The 14,217-nt window shown below is 68.5% G+C and carries 15 protein-coding genes; 4 read left to right on the forward strand and 11 right to left on the reverse strand.

The features are described 5' to 3' along the window. The first annotated feature begins 60 nt into the window (after positions 1-60). Complete coding sequence (locus Actob_RS02310) at positions 61-2,427, forward strand: ribonucleoside-diphosphate reductase subunit alpha (RefSeq protein WP_284918315.1); 2,367 nt, start codon at positions 61-63, stop codon at positions 2,425-2,427. After that, entirely contained in the window at positions 2,427-3,422 is a 996-nt protein-coding gene (locus Actob_RS02315; protein WP_284922211.1) for a ribonucleotide-diphosphate reductase subunit beta, read from the forward strand. The genes Actob_RS02310 and Actob_RS02315 overlap by 1 nt, the downstream gene beginning before the upstream one ends. Positions 3,423-3,570: 148 nt before the next feature. Here Actob_RS02315 and Actob_RS02320 read toward each other — a convergent pair whose 3' ends face one another. From Actob_RS02320 to deoC, 3 genes are all read right to left on the reverse strand, one after another. Further along, positions 3,571-4,347, reverse strand: coding sequence for a peptidase (locus Actob_RS02320; protein ID WP_284918316.1), 777 nt, complete (start codon positions 4,345-4,347; stop codon positions 3,571-3,573). Continuing rightward, entirely contained in the window at positions 4,347-5,642 is a 1,296-nt protein-coding gene (locus tag Actob_RS02325; protein WP_407653683.1) for a VWA domain-containing protein, read from the reverse strand. The genes Actob_RS02320 and Actob_RS02325 overlap by 1 nt, the downstream gene beginning before the upstream one ends. Positions 5,643-5,952: 310 nt before the next feature. After that, positions 5,953-6,648, reverse strand: coding sequence for a deoxyribose-phosphate aldolase (gene deoC / locus Actob_RS02330; RefSeq protein WP_284918318.1), 696 nt, complete (start codon positions 6,646-6,648; stop codon positions 5,953-5,955). A 70-nt stretch (positions 6,649-6,718) separates the two neighbouring features. Between deoC and Actob_RS02335 the strand changes: the two genes are divergently transcribed. Beyond that, positions 6,719-7,438 carry a GntR family transcriptional regulator gene (locus tag Actob_RS02335; RefSeq protein WP_284918319.1) on the forward strand — a complete coding sequence of 240 codons (720 nt, stop codon included), beginning with the start codon at positions 6,719-6,721 and terminating at the stop codon, positions 7,436-7,438. A gap of 187 nt (positions 7,439-7,625) precedes the next feature. Here Actob_RS02335 and Actob_RS02340 read toward each other — a convergent pair whose 3' ends face one another. Beyond that, positions 7,626-7,991 carry a DoxX family protein gene (locus Actob_RS02340; RefSeq protein WP_284918320.1) on the reverse strand — a complete coding sequence of 122 codons (366 nt, stop codon included), beginning with the start codon at positions 7,989-7,991 and terminating at the stop codon, positions 7,626-7,628. 97 nt (positions 7,992-8,088) lie between these two features. Between Actob_RS02340 and Actob_RS02345 the strand changes: the two genes are divergently transcribed. Further along, positions 8,089-8,460: a winged helix-turn-helix transcriptional regulator gene (locus Actob_RS02345; protein ID WP_284918321.1), complete on the forward strand. Its 372-nt coding sequence runs from the start codon at positions 8,089-8,091 to the stop codon at positions 8,458-8,460. Between the two features lie 58 nt (positions 8,461-8,518). Here the strand turns inward: Actob_RS02345 and Actob_RS02350 are convergent, their stop codons facing one another. The 7 genes from Actob_RS02350 to Actob_RS43945 all read right to left on the reverse strand — a co-directional run bounded on the left by Actob_RS02350 (position 8,519) and on the right by Actob_RS43945 (position 14,202). Then, the gene (locus tag Actob_RS02350) at positions 8,519-9,718 is read right to left on the reverse strand and encodes a hypothetical protein (protein WP_284918322.1); all 1,200 of its coding nucleotides are present in this window, start codon (positions 9,716-9,718) and stop codon (positions 8,519-8,521) included. Positions 9,719-9,727: 9 nt separating this feature from the next. Next, complete coding sequence (locus Actob_RS02355; RefSeq protein WP_284918323.1) at positions 9,728-10,231, reverse strand: SigE family RNA polymerase sigma factor; 504 nt, start codon at positions 10,229-10,231, stop codon at positions 9,728-9,730. A gap of 418 nt (positions 10,232-10,649) precedes the next feature. After that, positions 10,650-10,910, reverse strand: coding sequence for a hypothetical protein (locus Actob_RS02360; protein WP_284918324.1), 261 nt, complete (start codon positions 10,908-10,910; stop codon positions 10,650-10,652). A gap of 90 nt (positions 10,911-11,000) precedes the next feature. Further along, a complete protein-coding gene (locus tag Actob_RS02365; protein ID WP_284918325.1) occupies positions 11,001-12,206 on the reverse strand; it encodes an IS110 family RNA-guided transposase in 1,206 nt (401 codons plus the stop codon). A gap of 155 nt (positions 12,207-12,361) precedes the next feature. Next, complete coding sequence (locus Actob_RS02370; protein ID WP_284918326.1) at positions 12,362-12,715, reverse strand: hypothetical protein; 354 nt, start codon at positions 12,713-12,715, stop codon at positions 12,362-12,364. A gap of 30 nt (positions 12,716-12,745) precedes the next feature. Further along, on the reverse strand, positions 12,746-13,165 hold the full coding sequence (locus Actob_RS02375; RefSeq protein ID WP_284918327.1) for a hypothetical protein: 420 nt from the start codon (positions 13,163-13,165) through the stop codon (positions 12,746-12,748). 260 nt (positions 13,166-13,425) lie between these two features. After that, positions 13,426-14,202: a DEAD/DEAH box helicase gene (locus Actob_RS43945; protein WP_407653541.1), complete on the reverse strand. Its 777-nt coding sequence runs from the start codon at positions 14,200-14,202 to the stop codon at positions 13,426-13,428. Between the last annotated feature and the right edge of the window lie 15 nt (positions 14,203-14,217).

Below are 14,217 nucleotides of genomic sequence, written 5' to 3' on the forward strand. Positions count from 1 at the left end.
CGGAGGCTGGTGTCTTCCCGCGCGTGCTCCGGCCGTGTTGACTCGCGAGGGAAGAGGGCCATGACGCTCACGCCGGAAAAGACGACAGTCCCGGACCAGCGCCGCCAGGTGATGCGGGTACGCAAGCGCGACGGCGAGCTGGTGCCGGTGGACCTGAACCGGATCGTCGCGGCGGTGGAGCGGTGGACCGCCGGGCTGGACGAGGTCGACCCGCTGCGGGTGGCCACCAAGACGATCAGCGGTCTCTACGACGGCGCCACCACGGAGGAGCTGGACAAGCTCTCCATCCAGACGGCGGCCGAGCTGATCGGCGAGGAGCCGCAGTATTCCAAGCTGGCCGCCCGCCTGCTCATCGACCTGGTGTCGCAGGAGGTCCGCGAGCAGGGCGTCACCAGCTTCGGCGAGTCCATCGCGCTCGGGCACGAACAGGGCCTGATCGGCGACGACACCCTCGCCTTCGTCACGAAGTTCGGTGCCGAGCTGGACGCGGCGATCGACCTGAGCGCGGATCTCCGCTTCGAGTACTTCGGCCTGCGCACCGTCGCCGACCGCTACCTCCTGCGCCACCCGACCAAGCGCATCCCGATCGAGACCCCGCAGTACTGGCTGCTCCGCGTCGCCTGTGGCCTGTCGGCCAACCCGGACGAGGCGATCGGCTTCTACCGCCTGATGTCGAGCCTCGCCTACCTGCCCAGCTCGCCCACGCTGTTCAACTCGGGCACCCGGCACACCCAGATGTCGAGCTGCTTCCTGGTCGACTCGCCGAAGGACGAGCTGGACTCGATCTACGAGCGGTACCACCAGGTCGCCAAGCTGTCGAAGTTCTCCGGCGGCATCGGCATCGCCTGGTCCCGGGTCCGCGGCCGGGGCGCCCTGATCCGGGGCACCAACGGCAGGTCCAACGGCATCGTCCCGTTCCTGAAGACGTTGGACGCCGGGGTCGCCGCCGTCAACCAGGGTGGCCGGCGCAAGGGCGCGGCCTGCGTCTACCTGGAGCCGTGGCACCCGGACATCGAGGAGTTCCTGGAGCTGCGGGACAACACGGGAGAGGAGTCCCGGCGTACGCATAATCTGAATCTGGCCAACTGGATCCCGGACGAGTTCATGCGCCGGGTCGAAGCCGACGAGGACTGGCACCTGATCGATCCGTCGGACGCTCCGGAATTGCCGGATCTGTTCGGGGAGGCGTTCGCCGACGCGTACCGAAAAGCGTCTGGGAAAGCAGTTAAAACGGTCAAGGCTCGGGACCTCTACGGGCGGATGATGCGGACGCTGGCGCAGACCGGCAATGGCTGGATGACGTTCAAGGATCGGTCGAACGCGCTGTCCAACCAGACCGGCGCGCCGGGCAACACCATTCACCTGTCCAACCTGTGCACCGAGATCCTCGAGGTGAACAGCGACGACGAGACGGCCGTCTGCAACCTCGGCTCGATCAACCTGGGCGCGCACACCACCGCCGGCGGGGTGGACTGGGAGCGGCTGCGGGAGACCGTGCGCACCGCTGTGGTCTTCCTGGACCGGGTGATCGACATCAACTACTACCCGTCGCGGCAGGCGGCCGCGTCGAACCCGCGCTGGCGCCCGGTCGGTCTCGGGCTGATGGGGCTGCAGGACGCGTTCTTCACGCTGCGGCTGCCGTTCGACTCGGCCGAGGCGAAGGAACTCTCCACCCGGGTCCAGGAGGAGATCTTCCTGACCGCGCTGGAGACGTCGGCAGGGCTAGCCGCCGAGTTCGGGCCGCACCCGTCGTTCGCCGAGACGCGGGCCGCCCGCGGGCAGCTGCACCCGGAGCTCTGGGGGGCGACCGTCAGCCAGGACGCGCGGTGGGCCGCCGTCAAGGAGCGGATCGCGGCGCACGGCCTGCGCAACTCGCTGCTGATCGCGATCGCCCCGACCGCGACCATCGCGTCCATCGCCGGCTGCTACGAGTGCATCGAGCCGCAGGTCTCCAACCTGTTCAAGCGCGAGACCATGTCCGGCGAGTTCCTGCAGATCAACACCTATCTGGTACGCGAGCTGAAGTCCCGTGGCCTGTGGAACGCGGGTGTCCGGGAGCAGATCAAGCGGGCCGAGGGATCGGTGCAGGAGATCGCCGCGCTGCCGGCCGACGTGCGGGAGATCTTCCGGACCGCGTGGGAGCTGCCCCAGCGTGCCCTGATCGACCTGGCCGCCGCGCGGGCGCCGTTCATCGACCAGTCCCAGTCGCTGAACCTGTTCCTGGCGGCGCCGACCATCGGCAAGCTGTCGTCGATGTACCTCTATGCCTGGAAGTCCGGGCTGAAGACGTCGTACTACCTGCGCTCGCGGCCGGCGACGCGCATCCAGCAGGCCACCGTGGCGGTGCCCGCCCTGGTGACCATCGGCGACGCCGAGGCGCTGGCCTGCTCCCTGGAAAACCCCGAATCGTGTGAGGCGTGCCAGTGATGTTGCTCGACCCCGGAATGGACCTGACCCTGCGGCCGATGAAGTATCCGCACTTCTTCGACCGGTTCAAGGACGCCATCAAGAACACCTGGACGGTCGAGGAGGTCGACCTGCACGCCGACCTGGCCGACCTGGCGGTGCTGTCGGACGCGGAGAAACACCTGGTGAGCCGGCTGGTCGCGTTCTTCGCCACCGGTGACACCATCGTCGCGAACAACCTGGTGCTCAATCTGTACCAGCACATCAACTCGCCGGAGGGCCGGCTTTACCTGTCCCGGCAATTGTTCGAGGAGGCCGTGCACGTCCAGTTCTATCTGAACCTGCTGGACACCTACGTGCCGGATGAGCGGGAACGGTTCGAGGCGTTCGCGGCGGTGGAGAACATCCCGTCGATCGCGCGTAAGGCCGAGTTCTGTTTCAAGTGGATCGACTCGATCTTCGAGCTGCGTTCCCTAACCTCCAAGGCGGACCGGCGGGCGTTCCTGCTCAACGTGATCTGCTTCGCGGCGTGCATCGAGGGGCTGTTCTTCTACGGCGCTTTCGCGTACGTGTACTTCCTGCGGTCGCGCGGTCTGCTGCAGGGCCTGGCGTCCGGCACGAACTGGGTCTTCCGCGACGAGAGCATGCACATGGCATTCGCCTTCGACGTGGTCGACCAGGTCCGCCGGGAGGAACCGGATCTGTTCGACGCGGAGATGGAGCAGCAGGTGCGCGACATGCTCGCCGAGGCCGTCGAGTGCGAGGTGCAGTTCGCCGCCGATCTGCTGGAGCAAGGGGTCAGCGGGATGTCGCTGGCCGACATGCGCGAGTACTTGCAGCACGTCGCCGACCGGCGCCTCCAGGTGCTGGGCATCGAGCCGGTCTACGGCAGCAAGAACCCGTTCGCCTTCATGGAACTGCAGGACGTCCAGGAATTGTCGAACTTCTTCGAACGCCGCGTCTCGGCCTATCAGGTCGGCGTCACCGGAAGCGTCACGTTCGACGACGACTTCTGAAATCGAGGACATTCCTTTACGCGCGTCCGCCGCAGTGCGGACCGCATGCTCCCGCGCGGGCCGGGTGCGGCGATCTGGCCGCTGCGCGTCCAGAACGATCGCCGCACCCTTCATTGCCCGCGGGTGGTCTCGCTTACCGCGTTTTCGGTCAGACGCCTCGGCGTCGCCGGGTCAGGGAGAAGCCGAACAGTCCGGTGAGGGCGGCGAGAATGCCACCGCCGGCGGTCCAGAACCAGCGGCCGGAGAAGTCCGGCAGCCAATCCGTGCTGAAGCTGCTCTCCTCGGCCTCCGCCGTCGCCGACGGAGACGGCGCGGGCGCGGTCAGGACCGTGCCCGGCTGGTTGTCCGGGACCAGCGGCTTGGCGAGTTCGCCCTGGTCGGCGTCCTGATCGCCGGTCGGGGTGCGCAGGGTCAGGCCGACCTTGAGCGGCAGGCCCAGATCGGTCTCGGGCACCGCGGTGCTGGACAGGCGTACGTAGTAGGTGCCGGGAAGCGGATCGCCGTCCTGCGGCTCGGCCCACGAGCGAACCTGCCGCAGCCGGCATCCCAGGGTCACCTGGGCGTCGTCCTTGCCGGCCACCGGGCTCTGCTCACCCGCCACGCAGGCCTGCCGGCGGCGTAGCCCGTCGAAGACCTCGATGATCCACGACTCGTCGCCGGTGCGTCCCTTGTCCGGCAGGGCGACAGTGGCGGTGAGGTCCGGGCGCTGCCCGGCCTCGGCGGTGAACTGCCAGTACAGGTAGTCGCCGGTGACCGCGCCGACCTGCACCGGCTGGCTCGCGCCGATCGGCACCGCGGTCAGGAACGAGGTGCCGGCGAGGTTCACCGCCGGGGCCGGGGACGGGTCGTCGGCGAAAGCCGGGGCGGGGACGGCGGCGATGCCGACGATCGCGGCACCGGCCACGGCGAGGTGCTTGATCCGCATCAGTTCTCCCTCCAGGTGGCCACCCAGTAGCGGGTGATCCAGCCGGCCAGCACGCCGGCGACCAGCCCGGCGATCGCCAGGACCAGCAGGAACAGGAAGCCGCGGCCGAGGCCGGGGGCATCCGGGGCGTGTGACGCGTCGACCAGGTCGATGCTCAGCTCGACCGGCATGCCGGGGGCACCCGCCGCGGTCGCCGTCGAGGCGAACGAGTTGCTCACGATCAGGCAGAGCTCGGTGGAGGTCGCGGCCGGTTCGTCGACGTCGCTCTCCGCAGCCTCCGCCGAGGCCTTGGCGTCCGCCTTCTGCTCGTCGGCCGACCAGCGCAGGCCCGCGGAGAGGACGTCCGCGCGCCCGCTGCCCGCGTCGACGCCGCGGACCAGCTCACGGCCGTCCTTCGTCGCGGCCTTGAGGAGCACCCCGTAATCCGGGTTCAGCGCCCGGTCGAGCGAGATGCTGACCGAGGCGCGCAGCTCCTGGTCGGGCTGCACGGCGACCCGGTAGAAGCGGTGCTCGCTGATCTTCTCCCGGTCGGTGTAGACGCCCGGGGCGAGCAGCGGCGCGTTCGTGCAGTCCGCGGAGCCGGTGACCACTGCCGGTTGCACCGGCGGCGGCACCGCGGCCCGGTCGACCAGCTGCTGCACCCGGTCGGTCAGCTCCTCCTCGCTGGTCGCCGCGGCGTAGGTGCCGCCGGTCGCGGTGGAGATGCAGACCAGCTGCTTGCGGGTCTTCTCGTCCGGGGTCAGGCCGAGCGTGTCGACGACCAGGTGAGTGCCCCGGGCGGCCAGTTCCCGGGCCACCTCGCACGGGTCGGGCGGGGTGCAGGTGTCCTCGCCGTCGGTGATCAGGACGATCCGGCGTACCGAATCGGTGTCACCGAGATCCTCGGCGGCCTTCTTCAGCGCCAGCCCGATCGGGGTGTACCCGGTCGGCTTCAGCGTGGCGATCGCGTTCTTGGCCTGGACCGCGTTGACCGGCCCGACCGGGACGATCTGCTGCGTGTCCTTGCAGGCGATCTTCTTGTTCTTGCCGGAATAGGTGGCACCCAGCACCCGGATGCCGAGCTGAGTGTCCTCCGGGAGCGCGTCGACGACCTTGTTGAAGGCGCGCTTGGCCACCGCGATCCGGGTTTCGCCGTCGATGTCGGCGGCGCGCATCGAGCCGCTGACGTCGAGAACCAGCTCAACGCGGGGTGGTTCGGAGGGTTCGGTCTCGTCGGCGAGCGCCGGGGCGGCGCCGAGCAGGGTGGCGGCACCGATCAATCCAGTCGCCACCACTATGGACAGACTTTTGTGGATCACGCGCCAAGATCATAAACGTACGTCTCGTCCAGGATCGTTGGGGTTCCCGGCTGGCCGGACCCTTGTGGGGTACCGGCTCGCCGGGTCGCGACGCGGGTTCGCGTCGTGCCTCCGGCATCGCTTGTGGCGCGTTCTCCAGCCGGCCGCTCTTCGGCCGGCGAGCTTTGGCGGTTTCGTCTCCGAGCTTTCGCCCCGAGCTCTCGTGTCCGAGTCGTGCCCCGAGCTCTCGTGTCCGAGTCGTGCCCCGAGCTCTCGTGTCCGAGCTCTCGTGTCCGAGTCGTGCCCGGGGGTCGTTCGCCGCTGTGTCTCAGCCGCGGCGGGCGTAGGCGGTCACCTGTCGCCGGGCCAGGTCCTCCAGGATCTCCGCGGTCGCCGACGTGCCGAACCGGGTCACCCCGACGGCGGCCATCGCCAGCATGGTGTCCAGGCTGCGGATCCCGCCGGACGCCTTGACCTGCACCTGCGACGACACCGCCGAGCGCATCAGGGCCAGGTCGTCGATCGTCGCACCGGTCGGGGCGAACCCGGTCGAGGTCTTCACGAACGCCGCGCCGGCCCGTTCCGCGGCCCAGCACGCCGCCAGCTTCTCCTCGTCGGTCAGGTAGGCCGTCTCCAGGATGACCTTGACGTGGGCCGCGCCGGCCACCCGCACGATCTCCTTGATCTCGGTCTCCACCGCCGCGACGTCACCCGAGCGCAGCCAGCCGATGTTGATCACCATGTCGATCTCGGTGGCGCCGCGGGCCACCGCCTGCTCGGTCTCGGCCACCTTCACCTCGGTGCTGGTGTCGCCGTGCGGGAAGCCGATCACCGTGCCCACGCGCACCTCGGTGCCGCGCAGCAGTTCGACAGCGAGCGGCACGTCGGACGGGCGCACGCAGACCGACGCGACCTGGTACTTCGCCGCGACGGCGCAGCCGGACCGCACGTCCTCGACGGTGAACTGCGGCTGGAGGATCGAGTGGTCGATCATGCGGGCGATCTGCGAGACGGTGAAGTCCATGGCATCGGACCGTACCTGTCTAGACAGCCACCTGTCTAGACAGGTTGTTCGTGTCGGTAGGGTGTGCGACATGTCCGCCGGACCAGACTTCGCGCCGCGCTACTTCCGCATCGAGCAGGAACTCCGAGCGCGAATCGCCAAGGCGCGGCCGCACGATCCGCTGCCCTCCGAGCCGGAGCTGGCCCGCGAGTTCGGGGTGAGCAGGATGACCGCCCGGGCCGCGGTCACGCAGCTGGTGAACGACGGGTTGGCGTACCGGGCGCCGGGCCGCGGGACCTTCGTGGCGGTGCCCACCGGCCCGCGCCGCGCGGACAACCTGATCCGGCTCAGCGAGGAGATTCGCAAGCAGGGCAAGGTCCCGTCGTCCCGGGTGGTCAGCGCGGAGCTGCGCCCGGCCAGCGTGATCGAGGCCACCCGGCTGCGGCAGCGGGCCGGCGACGTGGTGGCGATCTACCGGGTTCGGCAGGCCGACGGCGACCCGTTCGCCTTCGAGCACGCGTGTTACCCCGGAGTGCTGAGCGCCCTGCTCGACTTCGACCTCTCCGGCTCGGTGCACGAGGCACTCGTCGCGCTCGGCCGGGTCCCGACCCGGGGCACCTCGACGATCACCGCACAGCCGGCGAACGAGGAGGACGCGAAGGAACTGGGCGTGCCGGTCGGCAGCGCGCTGCTGGTGGAGGAGCGGCTGATCCTGGACCAGGAGGGCCGCCCGCTGGAGCTGAGTGAATCCCGCTACACCGGCACGAAATACCGCCTGGACGTCGCCTTCGGCGTGGAGCCGCACCAGTAGCCGTCGCCGATGGTGCGTCGGACCGGCCTCAATCCGGTGGTGTGTCGCAGGGGCCGAGATTCGGTGGTGCGTTGCAGTCGCCCAGGCCTGGTGGTGCGTTGCAGTCGCCGAGATTCGGTGGCGCGTCGCAGTCGCCCGGAACCGAAGTGCGTCGCAGCCGCCCCAACCCGATGGTGCGTCGCAGCGGTCAGAGCCAGGTGGTGGCGAGCCAGGCGGTGATCGCCGCGGCGGCCAGCAGCGCGATGTTGAGGCCGAGCACCTTGGTCTCGCCGCGGGAGACGTGCGTGATGATCCCGCCGACCTGGATGAGGACCAGGCCGATCGCGGCGGCGAGTGCCAGCGCCGTCGCGATCCCGGTCAGCGGTGGCAGGATCAGCCCGAGCGCGCCCAGGATCTCCAGAACGCCGATCGTCCGCACCAACGGCATCGGGATCTGATCGACCCAGCCCATCATCGGCCGCAGCTGATCCTGGCTGCGCATCACTTTCAGCCCACCGGCGTAGAGGTAGAACAGCGCGAGCAAACCGGCCAGAATCCAGTACGCGATCTCCATGTGTGCCCCTTCGAAGCGCCGTGATCGGCCACATCATGGGTCACCACCGACAGGCTTACAAAAGGCACACGCGTGTGCCTCAGGCACAGGGAGCGGCATGTCGCAGTACGAGCACACCTGCATGATCCGGGGCGACGGCGGCCAGACGCTGCGGGCCATCCTCGACCAGATCTGCAACAAGTGGACGCTGCTCGTCGTGGCCACCCTCGACCAGGGCACGCTGCGTTTCACCGACCTGGCCCAGCAGATCCCCGGCATCTCCCAGCGGATGCTCACCCTCACCCTCCGCAACCTGGAACGAGACGGCCTGGTCAACCGCAAGGTCTACGCCGAAGTGCCGCCCCGCGTGGAATACACCCTCACCCCCGTTGGCAAAAGCCTGATCCCACCCGCGCTGGCCCTGGCCGGCTGGGCCATCGAACACGTCCCCCACATCGAAGCCAGCCGAGCCGCTTACCGGTCCCGCTGAGGCCTGACCTCAGCGGGACCGGCCCGCAGCGTCCGTGAACTGCCCGCCCGGCCGCTGCCTACTTGCAGTGCCACACCACCGGCTGGATCACGCCGTTCGTGTCGTTCGACTGGCCGCCGATCGTCCTGCCGTCGTTGCTGATCGTGTTGGCGATGTCGGCCAGCTGGTCGGCGCCCCGAGGCGCCAGGCCGGGCAGCTTGATCGTGCTGGTGTCGGCATGGAGCACGGCGCCGGTCTGCCGCTCGACAGCGGTCAGCCAGCCCTGCGCGTTGACCGCGTCGGGCGTACCGTCAAGCCCTTCGATGATCTGCACCTCGCCGGTGCGAACGTTCCAGCGGGCCGTCTTGGTCTCGCCCCTCGCCTTTGCCCTCGCGGATCCCTTGCCGCTGCCGGCCTCGTTCACCACGCCGATCACCCAGCCGCCGCTGATGTGGAAGACCCGGCCCTCAGCCGCCTTGCCGTTGAGCTCGGGAACCTTGAGCGCGTGGTGTGAGCCGTCCGGCAGCCAGACATACGGCGTCTTGTTGCCGATCGTGCCGACGATGGTGCCGTCCTCGTCGATGTCGGCCGCTGTGGCCGAGGCGGCGCCGGCCGGAACCGGTAGCCGGCGCGGCTGCGCGGTCACCGAGGACCAGAAGATCGGGTGCTCACCGTCCTCCCCGACGATCGTGCCGCGGTCGTTGATCGCGTTCGCCGAACCGTCAGTGACACCGCTGAGCTGCGACACCCGGCCGTTGTAGTAGACGAACGGGGTCTGCTTCTGCTGGAGGTAGGACCAGCCCACCGCGGTGCCGCTGGCGTTGACGTCCTCCAGCGACTCCTCCTCGTCGCCCGGCAACGGCACCTCGGTCCCGGTGCCGTTGTGCCAGATGACCGCCTGGTATTGATCCGCCGTCGGGTAGGAGCGGCCGGCGAGATAGCTCCCCGTGGAGTCAGCGCCGCTGACCACCGCCTTCGGCGCGTTTTTCGGCACGGTCAGCTGCTGCACAGTGCAGCTCGACGGCGCGGATGCGGCCGGCGTGGTCTTCGTCGCGGCGACGTCGGTGCCGGGCGTCGGCTTCGCCGGCGTGTGGCTGAGCGCGCCGCTGGCGATCGTCACGCCGGTGACCGCGACGAAGGTCAGCGCGACACCCGCATATCCAGCACCGCGCTGCCGCTTCTTGCGGCGTCCGTCAGCGATCGCCTGCCGGACGTCGACCGTGGATGCGGTGTGCGGCTCCGTGTCGAGGGCACGCAGCAGGTCGAAATCGGATGGCATGTCGGCTCCTCAATTCGCGGCGGCGAGCTCCGGCTCGCCGAGCAGTCGTCGCAGCGTGGCAAGCCCACGGGAGGTCTGGCTTTTGACCGTGCCGGTGGAGCAGCCGAGCGTCGTGGCGACGTCGTCGACCGGCAGGTCGTAGAAATACCGCAGCACCAGCACGGCCTGCTGCCGGCGCGGCAGCCGGCCCAGCGCCGCCCGGACCACCTGGCGGTCCTCGACGCCACCGGACTCGGCCGGTGGCGGCTCCGGCGCCTGCCGGAACAGCCGGACCCGCGCCCACGCCAGCCTTTTCTCATCCACGAACGTGCGGACCAGCATGGTGCGCACGTAGGCGTCGAGGTTGGTGGCGGCACTGGCCCGCCGCCACTTCAGGTAGAGCGTGGTGATGGTCTGCTGAACCAGGTCGTCGGCGCGGTGCTCGTCACCGGCGAGCAGATACGCCAGACGTCTCAGCGCCGGGATCCGGGCCGCGACGTACTCGGTGTACTCCTCTTCCGCACCATCGCGCATGGCGTCACCCCTCCGTCGGGTCATCACCCCTCAGACTGGTGCGGCCGCACATCCGGTTGTCATCGTCCTCCGACTTTTTCGGTCGAAGTTCGCTCCCGGATCCGGCCGGCGGGGGTGCCTGCTGGAACAGCGCCAACAGTGGATAGATCATCGAACCGCCGCTCATCGTCCACCGTGTCCGGCCGGTGGAGTGTCCACCTCCTCGGGCGACTCGGTCGCGAAGTCGGCGACGGCCGGATATTGGAGAAGCAGCGATTCGTCCTGCAGGGTCAAACTCGGTGAGGCGAGCCGGTTGCTGGACCGCTGCGAGGGGGAGGCCATGGCCGACCCACGGGAACAGTCACTCGAAGAGATCTAGCGCGACGCCTGGGGTGATGCGCCGGCTGATTCGAGCAGCCTTGTTGATTCCTTACCTCTTCTATTCTTCGACGGTCCAGGTGCGCCCCACCTCGACATAGTCGGCGTCCGCCCGATCGACCACCAGGATGGTCTCACCGGTGCGCCGAGTTCGCGCTGTGGGGTGATCGACCCCGAGTACGTGGACGAGATTTCCGCTGGTGCCATCCCGAAGACGCGGGACGCCGACGATCTCGCCGTCACGGATCGACCCGACGGCGATCAAACCACCTCGCGCCGGGATGTCGAACACCTCATTGATGTGGAACCGCATCACCGTCATGACGTGGACTTCGCTGTTGTACGCCTTGTCCCCGAGCTCAGTAGCAGTAGGCGTGTGCGGTTGTGTGTGGGGGGTGTCCCTATGGTTTTGTCAAGCAGTGAGCGCGTGCTTTTCTGCCGGTTTGTACTGGTAAGTGGTGCGGCTGCGGAGCATGGCGTGCAGGACGTCGACGCGGCGTCGGGCTAGGCAGATGAGGGCGGCGTTGTGTTTCTTGCCTTCGGCTCTCTTGCGGTCGTAATAGGCCCGGCTCAAGGGGTCGGACAGGGCGGCGAACGCGGACAGGAAGAACGCGCGTTTGAGCTGCTTGTTGCCTCCCTTGGGTGGGTGTTCGCCCCGGATGCTGGTGCCCGAGCGGCGGGTCACTGGGGCGAGGCCGGCGTAGGCGGCCAGGTGGCCGGAGGTGGGGAACGCGGCGACATCGCCGACTTCGAGCAGGATCCGGGCTGCGGTCCTGACCCCGACGCCGGGCATCGAGATCAGGACCTCGGCAAGAGGGTGAGCATCAAGCATCTCCTCAACTTGGCCTGCGACCTGGTCGCGTTGTTTCAGCAGGTCACGCAGGCTGTCCGCCAGCTTCGGCAGGATGGTTTCGGCTGCGGTGGTGCCGGGAACCACGACGGTCTGGGCGTCCAGGGCGGTGAAGATCTGCTCGACGAGGCGGACGCCCATGCGGGGTGCACGTGGCTTGACGATCTCGGCGAGTTTCGAGCGTCCTGCCTTGCGCAGCCCGGCTGGGCCGCCGCACCGCGACAACAGTTCCAGCACGGCCGCGTGCTGGACTTTCGGGCCCAGCACCCGTTCCAGTGGCGGGTGGATCTGGGTGAGCAGACCGCGGATCCGGTTGCTGATGCGGGTCACTTCACCGGCGAGGTCGTCGTCGTAGCCGACCAGCATCTCCAGCTCGGCGAGGGTGTCGTCACCGGCGTCGACCCGGCGCAGGGTGTGCGGCAGGGTCCGGGCGGCGTCGGCGATCACGTAGGCGTCGCGAGCGTCGGTCTTCGCGGTGCCGGGATGCAGGTCAGCGAGCCGGCGCATGACCAGGCCGGGCAGGTAGGCGATCTGGTGTCCGCAGGCCCGGGCGACCGCGACGGGCAGGGCACCGATCGAGGCGGGCTGGTCGACCACCGCGAGGATCCGGCCGTGCCGGCCGAGTTTGTCGAACAGCTTCCGCAGCCCGGCCTCGGTGTTCGGCAGCGCCGCGTCATGCAGTCGCTTGCCGGCCGGATCGAGTGCGACCGCATGATGGTCTTGCTTGCCGACGTCCAGGCCCAGAAACACGCCGTACTCGTTGATCACGTCTTGTCTCCCACGATGTCCATCATGGGCTCGGTCGCTGGTCAGAGCGTCGGACTGCCGGCAGCCACGTTACGGAGAGACCTACCCGAGGGGGTGGCCGGGTCCCTATCAGCGGTCCGCCGACGCCACCTGGCCCGGCGACAACACCCCCCGGATCATGCGTACGACAGGGGCAGTAAGTCATACCGGACCGAGCGACCGAGCAGTCCCCGGCTGGGGACGATCAAAAAGGTAACGGGCAGTGCCGGAACGCCGATATGCGCGCATGATGGCGACGACACCTGATTGAACAGCGGCCGGTTCACGCCAACCGCAGTGCCAGACGGCTCACCTTCAGCGGGATCGAATACAAGATCGCCGATCGATTGACCGTTGCCATCTGCCGGGCGGATCTTTCGAGTCGGTACTTCGAAGGTCACGAAACCGGTCTGTTGGTCGGCCTCCCACCGGTAAAGCACGCTCTCGCCGGTTGGGTCGCCCTGTGCCCAGATCCCGATCGAGGCAGTCATTGCCGGCGTCATCCTAAGTCCACGTGGTGTTTAGTAACTCCGCTGATAACCGATCCCATCGCGGGCGGCGGCTTCAGGATCCCACGTGAATCCTGCCTCGATGGTCGCGGTATGTGCACGCCCGTAACTCGGGTCCCCGGTCCTGGCCATCTGCTGCGCTTCGAAACGTTCGTGCCGCAGCAGGTCGGTGTCAGCCGGGTGGGGAATGCCGGCGGCCAGTCGCTGCCAAGCCTCTGCCATGCGCGGGTTGGCGTCGAAGCGCGACGATGTCATCGCCGCAGAGGTCGAGTAGGTGTTCGTCGCGGAAAACGTGACGACGCCTACCGCGCCGCGAACGACGCGGCTGGGCGAAGCCGGCGAAGCGCTCGCCAGGGAGAAACCACGCCCGGCGCCGGGACTGGGCTCGCTGCGGTCGGTGCCAGCGTCGAGAGGCTGACGCTGCAGGTCCAAGCCACCATCGAGACCGCCAACGGCATCGCTGTGCAGGCCACGGCCATCGCCGACGGCACTTGAAGGTCCGCCGGTCCGAACCTGTCGGCCGGATCTACGGGCAATTTGCACGAGCCGCCCCCATGGTCCCGGCGTCGAAGGCTCCCACAGGCGGCCGGTTGGTGCGCAGTCGCCGTAGCGGGCGCGTACACAGGGGTCGAGCGGCGCTGAGCGTGATCGGCGTTCTCATCGCTGAGCAGTGCGAACAGCCGAATGGCTAGCTAACTGAGGAGTTCGCGGATGTCGGCTGCGGTGAGCCCGGCGGACGCGAATTCTCCGCCGTCCATCACGCCGGCGAACAGTTCGGCCTTGCGTGCCTGAAGGGCCATCACCTTCTCTTCGATGGTGTTGCGCGCTACCAGGCGGTAGACCATCACGTTGCGGGTCTGGCCGATGCGATGGGCCCGATCCACGGCCTGCGCTTCGGCCGCGGGGTTCCACCACGGGTCGAGCAGGATGCAGTAGTCGGCCTCGGTCAGGTTCAGGCCGAACCCGCCGGCCTTGAGACTGATCAGGAAGACCGGTGCGGCGCCGGTCTTGAATTCCTCGATCACCCGCTTGCGATTACGGGTGGTGCCGTCCAGGTAGACGCAGGCGATGCCGGCATGTTCCAACCGGTCGCGGGCGGCGCCCAGGAAGCGGGTGAACTGGCTGAAGACCAGGGTGCGGTGGCCTTCCGTGGCGATGTCGGTGAGCTGCTCGACGAGCAGGTCGAGTTTCGTCGACGAAACTGTCCGGTGCTGTTCGTCGACCAGTGCGACGTCCAGGCTGGCCTGGCGCAGCAGGGTGAGCGAGCGGAAGATCTCGAACCTGTTCTTCTCCAGGTCGCCGAGCAGGCCAAGTACCTTCTGCCGTTCGCGCTGCAGGTACCGCTGGTAGATCTTGCGGTGTCCCGGGGACAGGTCGACCTCGGCGATCTGTTCTTGTTTGGGCGGTAGTTCGGCGGCGACCTCGCTCTTGCGGCGGCGCAGCACCAGCGGCCGGATCCGGCGGCGCAACTGGGCGAGCCGGTC

It is taken from the genome of Actinoplanes oblitus, from assembly GCF_030252345.1.
Classification (GTDB): domain Bacteria; phylum Actinomycetota; class Actinomycetes; order Mycobacteriales; family Micromonosporaceae; genus Actinoplanes; species Actinoplanes oblitus.